Genomic DNA, 20,082 nt, shown 5'->3' with positions numbered 1-20,082 from the left:
TTATACAATCAAGAAATCATAAAAGGTATACATTTCGACGTCGAAATGTATACCTTTTATGATTTCTATTACTTATTCAGAAGGTTTACCAAAGATGGGTTGCATATCTCTATCCCATGTAAACACTTGTGCGCGTGTATGCCTATTAGGATCATACAATGGATCGCCCTCAATGTTCGTATAAGTGCGGGCATGATAGACAATGACATCTTCACCATATTCGTTCACAGTAAAACTATTGTGCCCAGGACCATATTGGCCGGCCTCTATATTTGTTTTAAATACTGGCTTAAGTACTTTTTTCCATATGGAAGGATTGAGTATATCTCCTTCTTCAGAAGCACTTAACATACCTATGCAATAGTTTTCATCTGTTGCACTAGCAGAGTACGTTATAAAAATCTGACCATCGCGTTTTAATACTGCCGCACCTTCATTGACGAGAAACCCTTTTGTTTCCCATTCTAACTCGGGTTTTGTGAGCATAATTTGTGGTAATTTGATGGTCCACGGACTTTCTAACTCTGCAATATAGAGATTAGAATTCCCTTCAATAGCTGGATCTTTTTGTGCCCAGACTAAATAATGAACATCTCGATGCTCAAATACAGTCGCATCAAGCGCAAATGAATCCCATTCCGTTTCGATTTGTCCTTTTTCTACCCACTCGCCTTCAAGAGGATTCGTAGAACTACTTTCCAGTACGAACATCCGATGATCAAAGAGTCCATTCACAATCTCACGTGATTTTGCAGCTGCGAAATAGATATACCATTTCCCATCAATATAATGTAACTCTGGAGCCCAAATCAAATCACTCATCGGACCTGTTTCGTGTTTGACCCAGGCTGTTACAGGTGTTGCATCACTTAATTCTTGAAGCGATGTGGCACGACGTAATTCAATTCGGTCATATTCAGGAACGGACGCCGTGAAATAATAGTAGTTATCAGAATGTAAATACACCCACGGATCTGCTCGTTGCTCTACTATAAGATGCTGATCCTCTGTCTGATTCATCATATTACCTCCTCGTTTGCTAAACTCTTCTCGAATACAGGTAGTTCTCCCTGCCAAGTAAACGGTCGTATATACGTATGACGATTTGGATCCCATAGTGGATCGCCATCGATTTCTTTATAGCTACGGGCATGATAAACCAAAATATCCGTCCCATCTGTAAGCGTCGTAAAACTATTGTGACCCGGTCCGTATTCGCTGATCGCTTCATTTGTTGTAAGAACAGGATTCGGATGCTTCTTCCAACGGGTTACGTCCAGCACATTCTCCGTCTCATCAATACTAAGAAGACCCATACAGTAATTATGATCGGTCGCACTTGCTGAAAACGTTACGTATATACGCCCGTGTCGCTTCAAAACAGCCGGACCCTCGTTTACAAGAAAACCAATCTTTTCCCATGGATGCTTCGGACTAGCAATCATCGTTTGTGGTCCGATTAAAGTCCAAGGATTTTTCATTTCTGAAATGTACAGATTAGAGTTCCCTTCAATTTCAGGATCTTTCTGTGCCCAGATGTAATACAGATGTCCTTCATGTTCGAACGTTGTCGCATCGAGTGCAAACGATTCTCGCCATGTTTTGATCTGCCCTTTTTCTATCCAGTCACCTTCCAAAGGATTAGCTGCGCTATTTTCAAGAACATACATACGATGATCAAAAATAGCATCCTCACGTGCTGCTGCGAAATAGAGATACCATTTCCCTTGAATATGATGCAGTTCAGGCGCCCAAATGTTAGCACTCATGATACCTGTCGGACGTTTCGTCCATATGATTTGTTCCTCTGCTTCTGTTAACTCTTTAATAGTCTGAGCTCGACGGAGGGGAATCCCACTAAAATCAGGTAAGGAAGCTGTGAAATAATAATAGCCGTCTGTATGACGCATTATCCATGGATCTGCGCGTTGTTCAACGATAGGGTTTATAATTGCTTCTCTCATAAAGAATTCTCCTCTGCCTCAGAATGAGTAGACTGTAGGCTCATCTGTTTTAAAAGTGTATGCCGTTCTCGCAATCGGTAAGCTTCTTGTTTACTACTTGCTAGCAGAAGGGGTGACACACCAATTTCTTCTGGTCGAAGAGGTGCTTTTAAAGCACCAAAGATATACTCCATCTCCTGTCGAGTCGGCATATGTTGTGCCCAATCGTTCAGCTTCACTGGCGTATCAGAACGTTCCTGGATCATTGTTCTGTAGAGATCAATGAGTTCCATTGTGGCGACAGCCACCTTTGTACCATGTAAGACTGCCGGGCGATGGTGCGTAATGAAATCCATCTCCCAGTAATGAGACAGGTGATGTTCCCCACCAGAAGCGGGATGCGAATGACCAAAGATCAACATGGCAATTCCAGATAGGAGTAGCGAGTCCATGAGTTGATCCAAACCTTTCGCTTTTCCTTCGTAGATCTCTGGTAGAACCTCCATACAGGCAAACAATGCTCGTTCTGTTAATCGAGCGACAATAGGACAAAACGGTTCATTTCCATCAAAAGCGCCAAAGTGCCAATCCAATAAGGATGTATATTTTCCGAGCATATCACCTACACCTGCTGCCACTAAAGCTTGTGGTGCGTTGCGAATAATATCATTCGGTACAAATACAGCAATCGGCGAAACAAGTTGATAGGTGATCTTTTTACCTCTTACAATCAATGGTGCCCCTTTCGATGTAAAACCATCCACTGAAGGAGCAGTTGGCACCGAGAGAAATGGCACTTTTGTTTTTGCAGCACAGAATCGAGTCACATCATGAATCGTACCTGTTCCTAGTGCAATCAATGCATCTACACTCGCATCTTGCTCTAACAACACTTGAACAACTGATAATTCACCAGCTAAGACATCCCCTTGTTCGTTCGAGGAAAGTGAGACGAATGATACGTCGATGCCCACTTCTTCTAATACTTTTTTCAATGGAGAATAACCGACAGCCTGCGTATTTGCATCTGCGATGACGAGAAGGTGACGCCATTCTTTTTTCTGTACAAACTCGGCTAACGATTGCCAAACATTTTCTGAAGCACTAATCTGTTCTATTGTAATGGTGTGATGCGGATTTCCACATGTGCAAGCGGCTACCTGTTCCTGAATCTGTTCGAGGTTCATCGGCTGACTCCTTTCTCGACTCGATACACCGTTTCCCATCGATATGTCTGTCCTGCTGCTAATAGGATAGAAGGGAACTCTTCATGATGGACCGCGTCAGGAAGATGCTGCGGCTCTAAACATACACCGTAATGTTTTCTTGATTGTCCTTCACGTAACACCGTCTCCTCATTCATCTGATTTCCTGAGTACAAAACGAGTGCGGGAGTAGATGTAAACAATGTCAATGTGCGTTGGCTTTCAGGATCATAGAGCTTCGCTTTTCGTTGATCGGCGAACACAAACGGATGATCATAACCACCGACCAATTGGTTTTGAGGATGATGCGAAGCAGAACCTTCCGATAAGGTTCGGCCTAATCGGAAGTCGAATGGTGTTTGGTCTACCTCTAGTAATTTTCCTGTAGGTATCAAATCCTCACGTAGCTCAGCAAAGCGATCAGCAGATAATGTCAATTCATGTTGTAAAATATCACGTTTACCTGCACTCAGATTAAAGTACGTATGGTTCGTCAGATCACACACCGTATCAGTATCACTGGTTGCCTCATAGCTAATCCTCATACCATCAGAAAGTAACTCAAAAGAAGCCCGAATATCAAGCATTCCTTTATAGCCATTCTCACCATCAGGACTTACGTAACGAAGGGTTAGGAAATCTGCTGACACGTCTTCTACTTTCCAAAACTGACAGTGCAGACCGTCTCCACCATGTAAATGATGATTCCCTTCGTTTTGCGGTAACTGATACGTCATTTTCTCTAGATCAAATGCGCCGTTTTCGATTCGACCTGCGACGCGCCCGATGGTCGCTCCTAAGTAATAGGTATCTGCCATATACTCTTCCAACGTATCGTAAGACAGGATAAGATTTTTCCATCCTTCATCTTGTATCGAAAATTCTTGAAGCGTAGCTCCATATGTCAAGATACGCAAACGACACGTCTCATTCTCAAGCATGATTGCCGTCTGATCCACTACTTCTGTCTGTCGTTCCATATTGTTGCTCCTTTCTCACCAAACCTTCATAGGACAATGCTTCGTTGCAAGACGTGCTCGGTAAGAGATATAACATCCACACTTTAAACAGGTATCGTCCTGATGAAACGGACAGGTCGAACACTGACGAAGTCGTTCTTGATACTCGGCATCCGTAACTTGTTGCATCACTTCTGCATCAATCGTCAACAACCAATCTGTCTCTAGCGCTGTGGGAGAACAAGTCCGACAACGTCGTGTCTCTGCGACCTTCATCTCAGCTAACCGTAAGCGTAATGACGCTCATTGCGGGTACATCAAAAATAAGTTTTCCTTCTTCCGTCAGCTGCACTTCATGATCGCGTGGAGAAACCAAATCAGGTTGTTCGAACGTATTATGGGCATTGAGATGATCTGCTGTTAAAATACGTGCCGATACTTCAGAAATTATCCCGATACCACGCAAATCAATTTCTACCTTATCGCCGTTCTCGTGATCGAGCTGACAAAGACTGATATGCAACACACCTTCTGCGTCACGAGAAGCTGTTGCATTTATCGCGGGAATGGCTTCCTGTTTAGTGACATAGTCACGTGTAATGGCTGCTAGTTCGACACGTTCAGCATCTTGATGGACACGATACATTTCAAACACGTGATACGTCGGAGTAAGAATGAACTGATCACCTTCCGTCAATATCATCGCCTGAAGCACGTTGACCATTTGTGCAATGTTCGCCATGTGAACACGATCATTGTGCTTATGGAAGATATTGAAGTGAATCGCTGCTACGAGTGCATCACGGATTGAATTTTGTTGATACAAGAAGCCTGGGTTCGTTCCTGGTTCTACATCGAACCATGTTCCCCACTCATCGACGATCAGGCCGACTCGCTTCTCCGGATCATATTGGTCCATAATTTGACCGTGCTTCGTGATCAATTCATCCATATAATAAGCACGTTTTAATGTGATGAACCACTCGTCTTCTGTGAAATCTAACGCCGATCCTTTACCTAACCAGAAATCACCCGGGATCGTGTAATAGTGAAGGCTGAGTCCGTCCATCATCGTACCTGCTTCACGCATGAGAACCTCTGTCCATTTGTAGTCATCAATATTGGCGCCACCAGCAATCTTGTAGAGCTGATTGCCATCATAGTTTCGTACATAAGTCTGATAGCGGCGATACAGGTCTGCGTAATACTCAGGACGCATGTTTCCACCACAACCCCAGTTCTCGTTGCCGACGCCGAAGTATGTAAGCGACCACGGTTCCGTGCGACCATTCTCCTGACGCCAGTTCGCCATCGGTGACTCTCCGTTGAATGTCATGTATTCGACCCACTCAGACATTTCTTGAACCGTTCCACTTCCGACGTTCCCACAGATATATGGCTCGCATTCGAGTAGTTCACAGAGACGCATGAATTCATGTGTCCCAAAATGATTGTTTTCGACAACGCCACCCCAATGCGTGTTGACCATCCGTTTTCGGTTCTCGTTCGGTCCGATTCCATCTTTCCAATGGTATTCATCAGCAAAGCAACCGCCAGGCCAACGCAAGACAGGAATACTCAATTTCTTCAGCGCCGCTAACACGTCATTCCGAATGCCATCCGTGTTTGGGATGTGCGATTCCGGACCGACCCAGAGACCTTCATAGATGCAACGTCCGAGGTGTTCCGCGAAGTGCCCATAGATATGCTTGCTGATTTTGCCTCTCGGTAGATCCGCATTGACGATCAGTTGTGTTGTCGCTTCTTTTGTCTTCAGTGTTGATTTAATGAGTTGGTTATTCATAATATCTCCTCCATGAAAAGGGACCTGATCAGGTCCCAATAGATTATGGTCGATAATACAGCTCGTTCCAGCGTAATTCATTATTGAACCTGACTGTCTCCGTTTGTTCGTCGATGACAGCAATTTCGACATTGAGAAGTTCCGCAAAGTCGCGCAGTTGGTCTGTTGTGACTTCATAAGAGTAACAAGTATGATGAGCGCCTCCAGCTTGAATCCAGTTTTCAACGGCCTGAGCCATCGACGGTTGTGTTTTCCAAAGAACACGTGCAACTGGTAAGTTCGACATTTCTTCATCAGGTTGGATTCCTTCCACCGTGTTGACTAGAAGGCGGAAGCGATGTCCTAGATCAATCAGACTGGCATTAAGTGCCTTACCGTTCTGTCCTTCGAATACCATTCGCGCCGGTGCCTCCCGATCTCCGATGCCGAGCGGATGTACCTCGATTCGTGGCTTGTCTACAGCAATCGTCGGACAGATCTCGAGCATATGTGCACCGAGGACCATCTCGTTTCCAGGCTCAAAGTGGTACGTATAATCTTCCATGAAGGAGGTGCGCTCGTTGCTGGCCATGATCTTCATAAGACGCACTAAAGCCGCTGTCTTCCAGTCCCCTTCTCCCGCAAATCCGTAGCCTTGTTCCATTAAACGTTGAACAGCTAGACCGGGTAATTGCTTGATTCCATGTAAATCTTCGAAAGTTGTAGTGAAAGCTGTGTATTCTCCCGCTTCCAAGAAAGCTTTCATCCCGAGTTCGATGCGTCCTTGGTAGCGAACTGAGGCGAGGAATGCTTCTTCTTTCATTCCTTTATTCGTCAATTCATATCGTGTTTGATATTCTTCCATCAGCTCATCCAACGCTGTCTCCGTCACTGCATCCATGTATGTGACGAGATCCCCAACGCCATAACCGTCAACCGTCCAGCCAAGCCGAATCTGTGCCTCAACTTTATCGCCTTCCGTCACGGCAACATTACGCATGTTGTCACCAAAACGCGCTACCTTCAAGACTTTACTTTCCGCTAAAGCATGGGCGACACTCATCCAAGACGCCATCTTTTGGCGAGTACCTGTATCTTCCCAATGCCCGACTAGCACTTTGCGTTTCACATTCATCCGGCTTGTGATGAAGCCATGTTCTCGATCCCCGTGTGCCGACTGATTGAGGTTCATGAAATCCATATCGATGGCATCCCATGGAATGTCACGGTTGAATTGTGTACCAAAATGAAGCAATGGTTTTTGTAGAACGCGCATCCCACTGATCCACATTTTGGATGGAGAGAAGGTATGCATCCATGTAATGACACCAGCACACGTATCATCTGCATTGGCTTGGAGCATCATCTGCCGAATTTCCTCGGCATTTTTGACGACTCCTTTAAAGACAATCCGATCACGAAAGACGTCGGCTCCGTCTAACCCTGAAACCATTTCTTTTGAATGCGTTTCGACTTGGCGCAGAACATCCTCTCCATAAAGCATCTGGCTTCCTGTTATAAACCAAAATTCATGCGTATTTGCTGTCAACATCTAAAGTCCCCCTAATCTAGCTATGAGCAGGTATTATTTCTGACCGTAATATGCGTTCGCTCCATGCTTCCGCAGATAGTGTTTGTCTAATATGCTTTGTTTGATTGGTGTCAAATTCGGATTCAAGTTCAAGGCATGGATTCCCATCTTTGCTACTTCTTCAAGTACGACGGCATTATGCACTGCTTCATCCGCATCCTTTCCCCAACAGAAGGGAGCATGATTGGCGACAAGCACACCAGGTACAGCAACGGCTTCTAAGTGGAGTTCGCTCAATGTTTCAATAATGACATGTCCCGTCTCTAACTCATAAGCTGCCTCGATTTCTTCATCTGATAGCTCCCGCGTACAAGGAATTTCTCCATAGAAGTAATCAGCATGCGTCGTCCCAAAAGCAGGAATCGATCGTTTTGCTTGGGCCCAGCTCGTCGCCCACGGTGAGTGCGTGTGAACAATGCCCCCAATCTCTGGAAGAGCACGATACAATGCAAGATGAGTCGGTGTATCTGAGGATGGACGCAGTTCACCTTCTACAATATTTCCTTCTAAATCAACGACGACTAAATCTTCTATCGTCAATTGCTCATAGGGCACCCCGCTCGGTTTGATGACAACCAAACCTGTATTGCGATCGATTCCACTGACGTTGCCCCACGTGAACGTAACCAAATCATGTTGAGGTAAAGCTAGATTGGCTTTTAGTACTTCTTCTTTCAATTGACGACTTACCATACGGGTTCCCCCTTCTGACGTGACGCTTCAGCTTTAATTTTTTTCAAACGCTTCATCACATCGTTCTCTCCACGACCGAAATAATCATACAGTTTCGTATACTCAGCGAATAAGGCATCGTACACCTCGACATTTTCTGGAATCGGAACATAGGTCTTGTCCTTCACGCGTCCCATTTTCGTCGCTGCTTCTGTGATCGTGGCATATCCTCCTCGCTCTGCTCCTGCTGCGACGGCACCGAACATTGCAGATCCTAACGCTGGCGTTTGAGAAGAGGCTGAAATTTTGATTTCCATATTCAATACGTCCGCGTAAATTTGCATCATCAGTGTGTTCTTCTCTGCGATTCCACCTGCTGCATAGACTTCGTGTACCGGAACGCCACTTGTCCGAAACGCTTCGACGATGGTTCGTGTTCCATAGGCAGTTGCTTCAATCAGCGCTCGATACATATCCTCCGTTTTTGTGAGCAAGGTGGCTCCAAGCAGTATTCCTGTCAGATTCGTATCGACAAGCGTAGAGCGATTTCCATTCCACCAATCTAGAGCAATCAGACCGTGCTCTCCGACACGCTGTGCTGCCGCCTTGTCTGTCAGGAGTTGATGGATACTCATTCCTTTTAGAGCTGCTTCTTCTATATAGTTGCTTGGCACACAATTTTCAGTGAACCATTCAAAATGATCTCCGACACAGGACTGACCCGCCTCATAGCCCATTAATCCGGGTAGAACGCCATCTTCTACGATTCCACACATACCCGGTACGACTTGTTCGTCTTTTCCAAGCAAGATATGACAGGTGGATGTGCCCATCACCATCAATAATTTACCCGGTTCGGTAATTCCAACGGCTGGTACTGCTACATGCGCATCTACATTCCCTACCGCAACGGCTGTTCCTGGAAGAAGTCCAATCCGAGCGGCGAAAGCTTTCGTTAGTTCACCTGCTTTTGCTCCGATAGGCGAGATGTCGTTGGAGAGTTTCTCTTCCACCACGTTCTCTAGTCGGGGATCCAGCGCTTTAAAGAATGATTTTGAAGGATAGCCTTCTTGTTTATGCCACATTGCTTTATATCCAGCCGTACAACTATTACGTACAACTTTTCCTGTTAACTGAGAGACCACCCAGTCTGTCGCTTCTAAAATTTCATGTGCTTCCGCATAAATAGTCGGTGCCTCATTTAAGATTTGCCAGACTTTCGGTATCATCCACTCTGATGAAATTTTCCCACCGTAACGTTGCAAGAAGCTTTCTCCACGTTCACTAGCAATCCGGTTCAAAGCATCTGCTTCATCTTGGGCTGCATGATGCTTCCACAACTTTACATAGCTATGTGGGTTTTGTTGATGTTCATCACGGAAACATAACGGATTCAAGTCTTTATCAATCGGTAAAATCGTACATGCAGTAAAATCAATACCAAGACCAATCACTTGATCCGCCAGGACACCTGCTTTTTTTACAACGGATGGTATGGTGACTTCTAACACTTCAAGGTAATCTCGCGGATGCTGGAGTGCCCAATCATGTTCCAAACGCGTTTTTCCATCTGGTAAAAATTTATCCATGACACCATGTGTATACATTTTGACAGCAGTCGCTACTTCGCGACCTGTTTCTACGTCGATCAAGACCGCTCTACCTGATTGTGTCCCATAGTCAATTCCAATTGTATACTTAGACATTTCATCACCCTACTTCCAAAAAGAATACGCTTACATTTCGGAATAAAAAAATAAAGTGTGTGGGCACTCTTTTTTTTCATCCGGACAATTAATAGAAATGTGTAGAAAAATAAAATAAAAATAAAAATTTGTACGTATAACTTACACTATGATTGTATCAATTATTTCCAATTAATCAACTATTTTTTCGTAAATAAGGCTATTTTTTTGTTCAAAAAGACTTTTAAGGTTGTTTCAAGACTCTTTCATGTCTATTTTATCACCATTGGTACGTACATGTTGAATTGCGTTCAATAGTTTTAGTTCATTCAGATGACTAATTTAATGATGAACACCATTTGTGTTTGTCTAATTATTCAGAGACTAGATTAGAATTCAAACCAAAGCACACAGTAAGATAGGTTGCTTTTGAATCCGCATTTGATTAGTTGACCCTTCTTACATCAGGTATTCGTTTCAATATATGCTTCTCTTATTCAGCATTGCATTCTTATTTTTCATAAGCGTTTTGCCCAAATAGTAGTTCCATCCTTACTCATACCGGTCATAATTATCGTCGACTTCCAGTTCTCCCAATCCCATGCTGCACCCATTTGCATATCATACGTTTCTTGCCCTACACGAAGTGTAAGCATATGGTTTTTCAGACGCCATGATCCCTTTTCATTTAGTAACTTTCCATTCTTTTTCAACGTCACTTTTTCCGATTTCTGTTGTCCATCATCAAAGCGGGGAAATGTAAGGATGTCCCATTCACCGACCATATGCGCGTCTTTAATTTTAATTTCAGATTCTCCCGCATAGCGTTCAGGTGAGACGACGGGCCAACCGTCTTTTGTCCAGTACACTTTTCGAACTTGCAATTGGGACCAGTAAATATCTTCATTAGGCCGCGCTTGGTGAATGATGAACGTATCTTTCCCATCCTTTAAGAATGCAGCGTGGCCTGTGCCGACGAATCCATCATCTCCTCTAAATTGATAACCACCTATAATCTTCACGCCAGTATCAAACGATTCATCTGATGTATCACGTAAATCACGCCCACGGGAGTCCACATAAGGACCCTTTATCGATTTCGAACGGCCGATTCGAACGTTATATGTATCTTCTAACCATCCATATGAAACCATCAAATAGTAATAACCTGTTTTAGCATTGTAGAGAATTTCCGGCCCTTCGATTCCCATCGTCATATCTTTTCTTTTGGCGAGCAACATACCTTCGTAGGATTCCTTCATGAGCTTACCGTCCTTCGGATCAATCTCCGTCAAGAAAATACCACCAAAGTACGAACCGTACGTCATCCACCACTTACCGTGCTCATCTTGAAGAACGTGTGGATCAATGGCGTTCACCGTCTTTCCATCTCCGTCTTTCGATGCTACGACGACTCCTTTATCTTCCCATGGTCCATCAATGTGCGCAGCGGTCGCTAATCCAATATAAGAAGTACGACTCCCGACTTTGGAGACAGAATAGTACAAGTAAAACTTCCCTGCTATTTTCGTAATGGCTGGAGCCCAGAATGTGTTTCCACCTGTCCAATCAAAGGCTTCTTCTGTTACTTGATCAAATACACGACCCGCGAATTGCCAATGAATAAGGTCTTTTGATTTTCGTATTTGAATCCCAGGTTTTGGTGGACTTCCTACCATATAATCTGTTGAAAAGACGTAATAGGTATCCGCTTCCTTTAGAATGGCACCATCATGCGTAAAGTTGGTCGTCCATTTGTTCTCTTGATGGAGTATTTCAGGTCGTACATCTGAAATCTGTTTTTCAAAAGGTGCTTTTGGTAGTGCCAAATCTTTGATAGATGCACTCGTAGACCACCAAAACAAAAAGCTGCCAATCACAAGGATTAACATTGTTATTCCTATCATGATTTTTCTCATACATGTTTCCTCCTTCAATCAAAAGCACCCGCCTTTAATCAAGACGGGTGTTCTTCTCTCTATACACCTCAGCCCTTCACACCAGAAATGGCAATCGACTCGATGATCTGTTTTTGAAATATCATGAAGACGATTAACATCGGGAGTAATGCCACAACGGATGCAGCCATGATTAATGGATAATCACTTTGAATTGCATAAGATGCATTGAAATTTGCAATAACCAGTTGAAGCGTTTGTTTCTCAGGTGAATTCAGATATAGAATTGGACCTAGATAATCATTCCAAATGGCCATAAACCAAAGAATCAATTGTGCCGCTACAGCGGGCTTGATCAGTGGAAAGATGATTTTATAGAAGATTTGGAAATACGAACAACCATCGATTTTAGCTGCTTCGATAATTGAGTTCGGAATGCTGTTCAAGAATTGACGCAAGAAGAAAATCATGAAGATGTTTCCAAACAATCCAGGTACAATCAGCGGCAGTAATGTATCGACCCATCCAATATTCGAGAACATCATAAACTGTGGAATCATCAGGACCGGGTATGGAATCATGACTGAGGCGAACAAAAGTAGAAAGATTTTATTTTTCCCTCTAAAATTCAATTTAGCAAAAGCGAACGCTGCTAAGCTTGAAGTAAATGTTCCTACGATCGTGACAGACAACGCAACAATTAAACTGTTTGATATCCCTGATAAGAGTGGACCCATATTCCAAATCTCAAAATACTTATTAAACGATATGTCAGTCGGAATCCATACCGGTGGAAGCGAAAATACCTCTTCTTTCGACTTCAAGGATGTCGATACCATCCAAAGTAACGGTGCGATCATGACGACCGCTCCCATCGTTAAGAAGACAAAGACAAAGACATCCGTAATCCGATCCTTTTTCTTTACTGACATCTTCTCCACGTTTTCTTTTTTACGCGTAAGAGCTAACTGCATGGTTATTCTCCTTTCCAAGGTGCTAGTTGCTTAATCGATGTCGAATGATGATTTTTCGTTCATCCGGAATTGAAGTAGCGTGATGATGAAGATAAAGAGACCTAGCACAAGTGCCATCGCCGAAGCATATCCCAACTGGAAGTTCCCGAACGACTTTTGCCAAATATAAAAGACAGCAGAAGCAGAAGAATACTCCGGTCCACCCGTTGGCGTCATGACGTTAATTTCCGTAAAGATTTGAGCACCACCGATAATGTTTGTCACGATAATGAAGAATGTCACAGGCTTGACCATCGGGAGAGTGATGTACCAAAAACAGTGCCACGCATTCGCACCATCTAATTTCGCTGCTTCATAGTAGGATTTAGGTACACTTTGCAATGCCGCCAAATAAAGGAGCATCGTATAGCCTAACCCTTTCCAGATGGCCATGACAATCAATGCTGGTTTGACCGTATTTGTATTTTGTAGCCAATTCGGACCGTCAATACCAATCAGATCTAAGAACTGATTTACTAGACCGTAATCTCCGTTATACGCCCACTGCCATAAAATCGAAACAGCAGCAATAGAGGAAATGACGGGGATGTAGTAAATGACTCGGAAGGTATTCGTGCCAAAAATTCCGCGATTCAGTGCTAAAGCGAGCATGAGAGCGAGTACGATCCCGATTGGAATACCAAGCATCATGAAGAGCGTGTTATACATCGACTTATAGAAATACTCATCTTGGAACAAATTAATGAAGTTCTCTAGACCAATGAATTTCATTTGTCCAAGTCCATTCCAATTGGTGAATGCGCCATAGAAGGAGTACATCAATGGCAATAATGCGAAAAGAAAGAATCCAATGACTGGCGCTGCAACAAACAAGTAGGCATAACGTTGCTCGGTTCGATATAACTTAGAAATCGTTTTTGTTTTCATCGTTCTTCCATCCTTTCCACGTCAAAGGGTCAGGTAGTGATAAACACCACCCTTTCTAAAACCTTTGATCAGTTCGCCTGTTTCTCTTGTGCGATGGCAGCATCCAGCAACTTCTGCATTTTTGGTTGCTCTTTCTTTACATAGTCTTCGACTGATGTTTTACCATCAAGGACAGGTTGGATGTTTTTAAAGAACTCGTCGTACCATTCTGCTGTGTACGTTTTCTCGGCTGGGAAACCACGACCGTAATCATTGATCAAGTCTAAGAACTCTTCTTTGTTCTTTGGTTGGATGGATGTGTCCTCCACCCAGTCTTTTGCAATCTCCATGCTATTTGGCAACTGGACTTGTGCATCGACTAATTCCTGTTGTCCTTCCTGATCAGCCGATAAGTACATGGCTAATTCAGCCGCTTCTTTTTGGTGTTTCGTCGTAGATCCGACACCGATACCGAGCGATCCGACCCAACCAGATGGCTTACCCGTTGATCCCGCTGGCCAAGGAAGTAGATCATACTCAAATTTCAATTGATCTTTGAACGCTGCCATATCCCACGGCCCGACTGGGAAGAACGCGAGTTGCCCCTTCATCCAACGTTGATACGTATCCAGTGTTTGCGTCTCACCGATAGAAGGCGTAATTTTATGTTTCACTTGTTGGTCGACGAAGAATTGCAAGGCTTCGATAAATTTCGGGTCGTCGATCGTCACCTTTGTTCCCTCTTCATTGATCCAATCTGCACCGTTGCTCCAAACGAACGGTTGTAGTGCCCAGTTCGCGTTAAAACCAGTACCATACTGATCCATCTTTCCGTCGCCATTCGTATCTTTCGTCAATTTTTTAGCTACTTTCACAAATTCATCCCATGTATAGGGTTTATCTTTATCCGGAAGTGGAACATTCTCTTTCTCAAACATCGTCTTGTTATAACCAAGTGCAAAAGGTCCTAAGTCCTTCGGTAGCCCGTAAATCGCACCTTTACCAAGGGCTTTTCCATCATAACGGTACTTATCAACACCTTTTTGCCAGATGTCTTCTAATTTGATGTCTTTTGAACCTTCGACGTCTTTTGTAATATCTAATAGCACACCCGAGTTCACATACGCTTTGACTTGCGCTGGATTATAGAAGAAGACGTCAGGTACTTTGCGTCCCGCAATAGCAGATTTTAATTTTGTATCATATTGATCGGGGGCCGTCTGAACCATCGTTACTTTGACATCTTTATGTGCTTCTTCAAATCGCTTAACTGTCGCTTTATAGGCTTTTAATTCTTCAGGATTTCCACGGAACATGAATGTCAGTTCCACTTTTCCATCGGCGCTCTTTCCGTCTCCTGAACAACCAGCAAGTGCGATAGAAGTTGTCATGAGGGCAGTCATCGTTAACGCAAACATCTTTTTTGATTTACGATTCATCGTCAATTCCTCCATTGATTAATTTTTCGGATTCAAAAAAACTAAGATGTACGTACATATTTAATTAATAAAAAGTAATAGATGTATAACGAAGCCCACACAACATTATACTTAAATCGACTAAAAAGCTTTCATAACGGTAATGAAAGCGTTTTCTACACAACTTGAGTCTATTACATGGATTTGAACATGTCAATTTGATTTTTGTCATTTTTTCCTTTTTTGTACGTACATATATTCAACAAATCTGGTTTTTTTCTTTATATTCGTGGCAAACCATACAATTATTTGCTACTATGAAGTTAATATCATGTCTTGTACGGATGAGTTGATACCGGTACAAGAAAGAAAGCAGGGACGCCTCATGGCACAACGTACAAAGTACAGTATGGTCAAAGATCATATTCTTAATTGGATAAATGATGGAACAGTAAAACCAGGCGAAAAAATTCCTCCGGAAAGTGAACTGGTCCACTCTTTCGGAGTAAGTCGACATACGATTCGACAAGCTGTCGGTGAGCTTGTCAATGAAGGCTATCTTTATCGCGAACAAGGTTCAGGAACTTATTGTTCCCATGTGTTACCGAATCCCATTCCGGAAACCATTGAACGAATAAGTAATGGAAAAAACATCGGCGTCATCACGACCTATATGTCAGATTATATTTTTCCCTCCATCATCCGTGGGATAGAATCACACTTAGCCTCTAAAGGTTATACGTTAACCTTATCGTGTACAGATAATGATGTAGAAAGAGAACGTCAATGCCTTGAAATGATGATTGATCGTCAAATCGACGGTTTGATTGTCGAACCAACGAAGAGTAGTAACTATAATCCAAATATTAAGTATTATTTGGAACTAGAACAGCAACATATACCTTACCTCATGATCAATCAGTTCTATTCACAATTGGTACCTGCTCACCTCATAATGGATGACGAAAAAGGTGGATTTTTAGCGGCGGAACATTTGATTAAACTCGGACATGAACGAATCCTAGGTCTATTCAAAACAGATGATTTACAGGGTGTCCATCGAATGAGTGGTTTCATCCGAGCATTTCGTGAATACGGTCTTCCTTTAGAACCAGAGCTGATCGTTACCTATACAACAGAAGACATGGTTCCGAGTTTCTATGACTCGATTGGATATTTTTTTGAGAATGCGGAAGAAAGACCGAGTGCTGTTGTTTGCTACAATGATCAACTTGCATTAAGCGTATTGGATCAGTTACGAAAGTTACATTTATCAGTGCCACAAGATATCTCGCTCGTCGGATATGATGACTCGATTCTTGCGGTCGCGACAGAAGTAAAGCTCACGTCAGTCCTTCATCCTAAGCAAGAATTAGGCCGCGCAGCAGCAGAATGGATTATCGCTGCAGTCGAAAAACAGGAGGCTCCACCCTCTCACATCTATGAACCTGAGCTTATCATTCGGAATTCGACAGCACCCTTCAATCGTCTCGAATCCAAATTAGGTTAATTTTATGGAAATTTCAAGGAGGCCATTATGAATTTAAAACATGAACAAAGTAAATTATTTCAGTTGCTTGAATTCGTCACCGGGCTCGTACAATTAAATTTCATTTTTCTGTTAACCCTATTACCCGTCTTTACGATATTTCCAGCTCTGTATGCTCTGACCTCAGTAGCTCGGCAGTGGTCCATTCATCAAGATTATAGTGTGTTTCGTTCATACGTTCATTTTTTTAAAGAAGCGACGCAACAGCATTTTAAATTCGGAATCGTATGGACGTGTATAGTGTTGTTCTTGATATTCGATTTCTTGATCATTCGTCAGATTGACTCGGGTCAGACTATTCTATTTACGGGTCTCATCGTCGTTAGCTTGGTCTTTTGTGCTCTTTCTCTATTTCTTTTCCCGATTTTGTCACATTTTGAAATGAAAAAAATCGATGTCTTGAAGTTAGCTTTCTTTAGCACTATTCGTTACGTGCACGTTTTATTGCTTGCTTTCCTCTTACTAGCAACATTAGGTGTCCTGGCTTATCAATCACCTCTCTACCTATTGTTTGGTTTCTCTTTTATTATGTTTTTTACAACAAAGTTGTATCTTCATCAATTAAATTGTACATTATCGAAAACATAAAAAATGTATTTTTAAATTTTAACGAAGAGAAAAGAAAAATTCCCTTTTTATTGCAATTAGGATAATCTAAATTTATGAGATAACATGAAACACCTCCGATACTAGTACTTTTAAAAGTACTAGTATCGGAGGTGTTTCAGATTGAAGACAAAGTAGTCATTCTTTTCTTTATCAAGAAAAAGCGTTTTTTGTTCGCTTCGAATCGTGCATCCTCATCATTTCCTTTAATTGTTTCTCGAATTTCATCCATACTAGGATAGTCCGCAAATACATCGTCGTATAATAGCTCAACATCGTTATCTCGTTTTTCGAGATTTGGTAGTAGTTCTTCAAAAGATTCTGTTACAAAATGTGCAGTCTCGTCAGAGATTTCTAAACACCATACTTTTGGATTTTCAAGTTTTCATCAAAAATCAAAATACCAAGAATAATTCCCTTCATTTTCACCAAATATCATTTTTTCCCCAGCTAAGCCCCATTCTGAACTGAACACTGAATGGGGGCTTTTATCAAGTGTCCACCATTCAAGGTTCAGTTCATCAATCAGGAAGGAGGGGATAATTATGTTCCACCCGAAAAATATAATCACTTCATTATTAATTCCTACCGTTATTTTTCTAATAACCCTCAAATAAGAATTAAATTTTTCACAATACATTTGTGTTTTTATTTTTATCGACCGATGTGAACAGACGTAAAGACAAACTTGTCATACCGGTGCCTCGAAAATGAATACTCGAACGGTTTTCCGTTTCCGAGGAATACCACTTGTTCGACTTCAATCACAGGATCGGTTTCTTCGTTCCCGAGGTATTCACGGTCCCACTGATTCGGTTTGTCCGCGCGAATCATCTTGTGTGAGCTGGTGATCGTATACCCAAGCTCTTCCTGAATGTACCGGTAAATTGAAGTATCCAGAATTTCTTTCGTCAATCCGGTGATCAGGGAAGATGGCATGAACGTATGTTCAATGACATATGGTTCTTCTTCTACGTAACGGACACGTCGAATTTCGTAGACTGGATCCGTCTTTTCGATCATCAGGTGACGCGCAACTTCCGCTTCCGGAAAACGGACCTCGAACTGCAAGACCTCACTCTTGACTGCCCGTTCGCCAAGCAGCTTCGTCAAGCCCTGCGATTCTTTGTTCAATACATTGATTCTTCCCTGCGAAAAGCTCGACGGCAGGATGAACGTTCCTTGTCCTCGTTGCCGGTAGATGATGCCTTCGAGTACTAAGATCTCCAAGGCGCGTTTCATCGTCATCCGGCTGACCTCGAATTCCTCGGCTAATTGAATCTCGTCCGGCATCGCCTCTTCGACATCATAACCTCCGTTAAGAATCCGTTTGCGTAACTCATCTGCGATTTTTTCATATTTTGGTTTCTTTTTTGTAGACATGATTCCACCCCATGTATAGACATATAAGAACAATATAACAAAAAAAGATAATCAGGGCTAGATATACCCTGATTATCTTTCCTCATTTTATGAATCCGTTCTCTTCAATCAAATGCTTGAACCAATGCCCACTCTTTTTGACCGTTCTCGTCTGACTGGACAGATCTACCCCGACAAAACCATAGCGGTTTTTATAGGCGTTGCTCCATGACCAGTTGTCCATGAACGTCCAGAGATGATACCCTTTGACGTTCGAACCTTCCTGTAAGGCAAGATGCACCCACTTGAGATGCTCCGCGATGAAATCAATCCGGTAATCATCCTGAATGCTTCCGTCCGCATCACGATACCGTTCTTCCCCCTCGACGCCCATGCCGTTCTCCGAAATGAAGCACTCGATGTTTCCATAGTTCTCACGCAAGTTCGTCAAGATGTCATAGACACCCTTCTCGTAGATTTCCCATCCCCGGTGACGGTTCATTTTACGTCCCGGCATCTCATAATAATCGAACAGATGCTCCGGCATGAATGGAGCCGCCGGATTCGGAAGATGCTCCTTCACTTTGATGCGTCTTGGCTGGTAATAGTTGATACCGAGCAGGTCGACCGTATACGTCGCAATCATCTGCCGGTCCGTTTCTTCCATGACCGGTAAAGCGTCCTGTTCTTCTAACAGTTTGACCAATTCCTGCGGGAAGCTGCCTAAGACGGACGGATCCAGGAAGGAGCGGTTGAACAGGATGTCCGCCAAATGAGCAGCTTGGACGTCCGCCTCATTCTGACTTCTCGGATAAGAAGGCGTCAGGTTCAGAATGATACCAATCTTGCCCGCCTGATCTGAATCCTGATACGCCTTGATCGCCAGCGCACTTGACAGGATCGAATGATACGCGACCTGAACGGCTCTTTTGAAGTCCACCACGTTCGGATAGTGGAAATCATATAAATATCCACCCTCGACCGGGACGATCGGTTCGTTATGTGTGAACCATTTCGCCACGCGATCCCCGAACAAATCAAAGCATTTCTTAGCATAGTCGACAAAATGCAGGACGACGTCCCGGCTCTCCCAGCCACCTTTCTGCTGTAACGCAAGCGGCATATCGAAATGATAGAGATTGACGAAAGGTTCAATCCCTGCCTCGATCAGCTCATCGATGACACGATTATAGAAATCCACGGCCAACGGATTGATGTCCCCTTCACCTGTCGGGAACAGCCGGGACCAGGAGATCGACATACGGAAAGAGTTGTGTCCCAGTTCCTTCATCAGGGCGATGTCTTCCTCATACTGATGATAGAAGTTCGAAGCTACCGTGGCCCCAACGCCGTCAAAGAAGCGATTCGGTTCCTGTTCGTACCAATAGTCCCAAATGTTCGGGCCTTTCCCCGCTTCATCAGCGGCACCTTCCATTTGCGTTGCGGAAGCAGCCGTTCCCCACCAAAAGTCAGTCGGGAAGGTATATTTTTTTGTCCGTCCGGTCATATTTTCAATCTGATTCATCGTATG

At 43.3% G+C, this 20,082-nt stretch carries 17 protein-coding genes; 2 read left to right on the top strand and 15 right to left on the bottom strand.

Annotated features, from left to right (window positions below; genetic code table 11):
- Window positions 1–72: 72 nt before the first annotated feature.
- The 13 genes from ACP26N_RS06755 to ACP26N_RS06695 form a co-directional block, all read right to left on the bottom strand.
- Window positions 73–1,023: a glycoside hydrolase family 43 protein gene (locus tag ACP26N_RS06755; protein WP_426355130.1), complete on the bottom strand. Its 951-nt coding sequence runs from the start codon at window positions 1,021–1,023 to the stop codon at window positions 73–75.
- Entirely contained in the window at window positions 1,020–1,964 is a 945-nt protein-coding gene (locus ACP26N_RS06750; protein ID WP_131972962.1) for a glycoside hydrolase family 43 protein, read from the bottom strand. The genes ACP26N_RS06755 and ACP26N_RS06750 overlap by 4 nt, the downstream gene beginning before the upstream one ends.
- Window positions 1,961–3,130, bottom strand: a complete 1,170-nt coding sequence (locus tag ACP26N_RS06745; RefSeq protein ID WP_165871649.1) for a sn-glycerol-1-phosphate dehydrogenase — start codon at window positions 3,128–3,130, stop codon at window positions 1,961–1,963. The genes ACP26N_RS06750 and ACP26N_RS06745 overlap by 4 nt, the downstream gene beginning before the upstream one ends.
- Window positions 3,127–4,128 (bottom strand): aldose epimerase family protein, encoded by a 1,002-nt coding sequence (locus ACP26N_RS06740; RefSeq protein ID WP_426355129.1) that lies wholly within the window; start codon window positions 4,126–4,128, stop codon window positions 3,127–3,129. Before ACP26N_RS06740 ends, ACP26N_RS06745 begins: the two co-directional genes overlap by 4 nt.
- Before the next feature lie 15 nt (window positions 4,129–4,143).
- Window positions 4,144–4,296, bottom strand: coding sequence for a DUF6171 family protein (locus tag ACP26N_RS06735; RefSeq protein ID WP_426355398.1), 153 nt, complete (start codon window positions 4,294–4,296; stop codon window positions 4,144–4,146).
- A gap of 88 nt (window positions 4,297–4,384) precedes the next feature.
- Window positions 4,385–5,911 (bottom strand): alpha-N-arabinofuranosidase, encoded by a 1,527-nt coding sequence (locus tag ACP26N_RS06730; RefSeq protein ID WP_188004153.1) that lies wholly within the window; start codon window positions 5,909–5,911, stop codon window positions 4,385–4,387.
- 43 nt (window positions 5,912–5,954) lie between these two features.
- Complete coding sequence (araA, locus tag ACP26N_RS06725; protein WP_131972966.1) at window positions 5,955–7,442, bottom strand: L-arabinose isomerase; 1,488 nt, start codon at window positions 7,440–7,442, stop codon at window positions 5,955–5,957.
- Between the two features lie 33 nt (window positions 7,443–7,475).
- Entirely contained in the window at window positions 7,476–8,174 is a 699-nt protein-coding gene (gene araD, locus ACP26N_RS06720; protein ID WP_188004151.1) for an L-ribulose-5-phosphate 4-epimerase, read from the bottom strand.
- Window positions 8,168–9,859, bottom strand: a complete 1,692-nt coding sequence (gene araB, locus ACP26N_RS06715) for a ribulokinase (RefSeq protein ID WP_426355126.1) — start codon at window positions 9,857–9,859, stop codon at window positions 8,168–8,170. The genes araD and araB overlap by 7 nt, the downstream gene beginning before the upstream one ends.
- Window positions 9,860–10,356: 497 nt before the next feature.
- A complete protein-coding gene (locus ACP26N_RS06710; protein ID WP_426355125.1) occupies window positions 10,357–11,757 on the bottom strand; it encodes an arabinan endo-1,5-alpha-L-arabinosidase in 1,401 nt (466 codons plus the stop codon).
- A gap of 68 nt (window positions 11,758–11,825) precedes the next feature.
- Window positions 11,826–12,668, bottom strand: a complete 843-nt coding sequence (locus ACP26N_RS06705) for a carbohydrate ABC transporter permease (protein WP_131973272.1) — start codon at window positions 12,666–12,668, stop codon at window positions 11,826–11,828.
- A gap of 72 nt (window positions 12,669–12,740) precedes the next feature.
- Entirely contained in the window at window positions 12,741–13,637 is an 897-nt protein-coding gene (locus tag ACP26N_RS06700; protein ID WP_131972970.1) for a carbohydrate ABC transporter permease, read from the bottom strand.
- A gap of 68 nt (window positions 13,638–13,705) precedes the next feature.
- Complete coding sequence (locus ACP26N_RS06695) at window positions 13,706–15,055, bottom strand: ABC transporter substrate-binding protein (RefSeq protein ID WP_131972971.1); 1,350 nt, start codon at window positions 15,053–15,055, stop codon at window positions 13,706–13,708.
- A gap of 364 nt (window positions 15,056–15,419) precedes the next feature.
- Here ACP26N_RS06695 and ACP26N_RS06690 point away from each other — a divergent pair, with 364 nt between their 5' ends.
- Both ACP26N_RS06690 and ACP26N_RS06685 read left to right on the top strand, forming a co-directional pair.
- The gene (locus tag ACP26N_RS06690) at window positions 15,420–16,544 is read left to right on the top strand and encodes a GntR family transcriptional regulator (RefSeq protein ID WP_131972972.1); all 1,125 of its coding nucleotides are present in this window, start codon (window positions 15,420–15,422) and stop codon (window positions 16,542–16,544) included.
- A 27-nt stretch (window positions 16,545–16,571) separates the two neighbouring features.
- Complete coding sequence (locus ACP26N_RS06685; protein WP_131972973.1) at window positions 16,572–17,171, top strand: DUF624 domain-containing protein; 600 nt, start codon at window positions 16,572–16,574, stop codon at window positions 17,169–17,171.
- A 672-nt stretch (window positions 17,172–17,843) separates the two neighbouring features.
- On the opposite strand, the gene ACP26N_RS06680 is transcribed toward ACP26N_RS06685, so the two are convergent.
- On the bottom strand, window positions 17,844–18,572 hold the full coding sequence (locus tag ACP26N_RS06680) for a GntR family transcriptional regulator (protein WP_131972974.1): 729 nt from the start codon (window positions 18,570–18,572) through the stop codon (window positions 17,844–17,846).
- Between the two features lie 82 nt (window positions 18,573–18,654).
- On the bottom strand, window positions 18,655–20,076 hold the full coding sequence (locus tag ACP26N_RS06675) for a glycoside hydrolase family 1 protein (RefSeq protein WP_426355123.1): 1,422 nt from the start codon (window positions 20,074–20,076) through the stop codon (window positions 18,655–18,657).
- Window positions 20,077–20,082 lie beyond the last annotated feature (6 nt).

This window comes from Exiguobacterium sp. R-39, from assembly GCF_049942815.1.
Lineage (GTDB): Bacteria > Bacillota > Bacilli > Exiguobacteriales > Exiguobacteriaceae > Exiguobacterium_A.
Note: the sequence above shows the minus strand (reverse complement) of the source record. Positions and strands in the feature narration are given on the sequence as shown.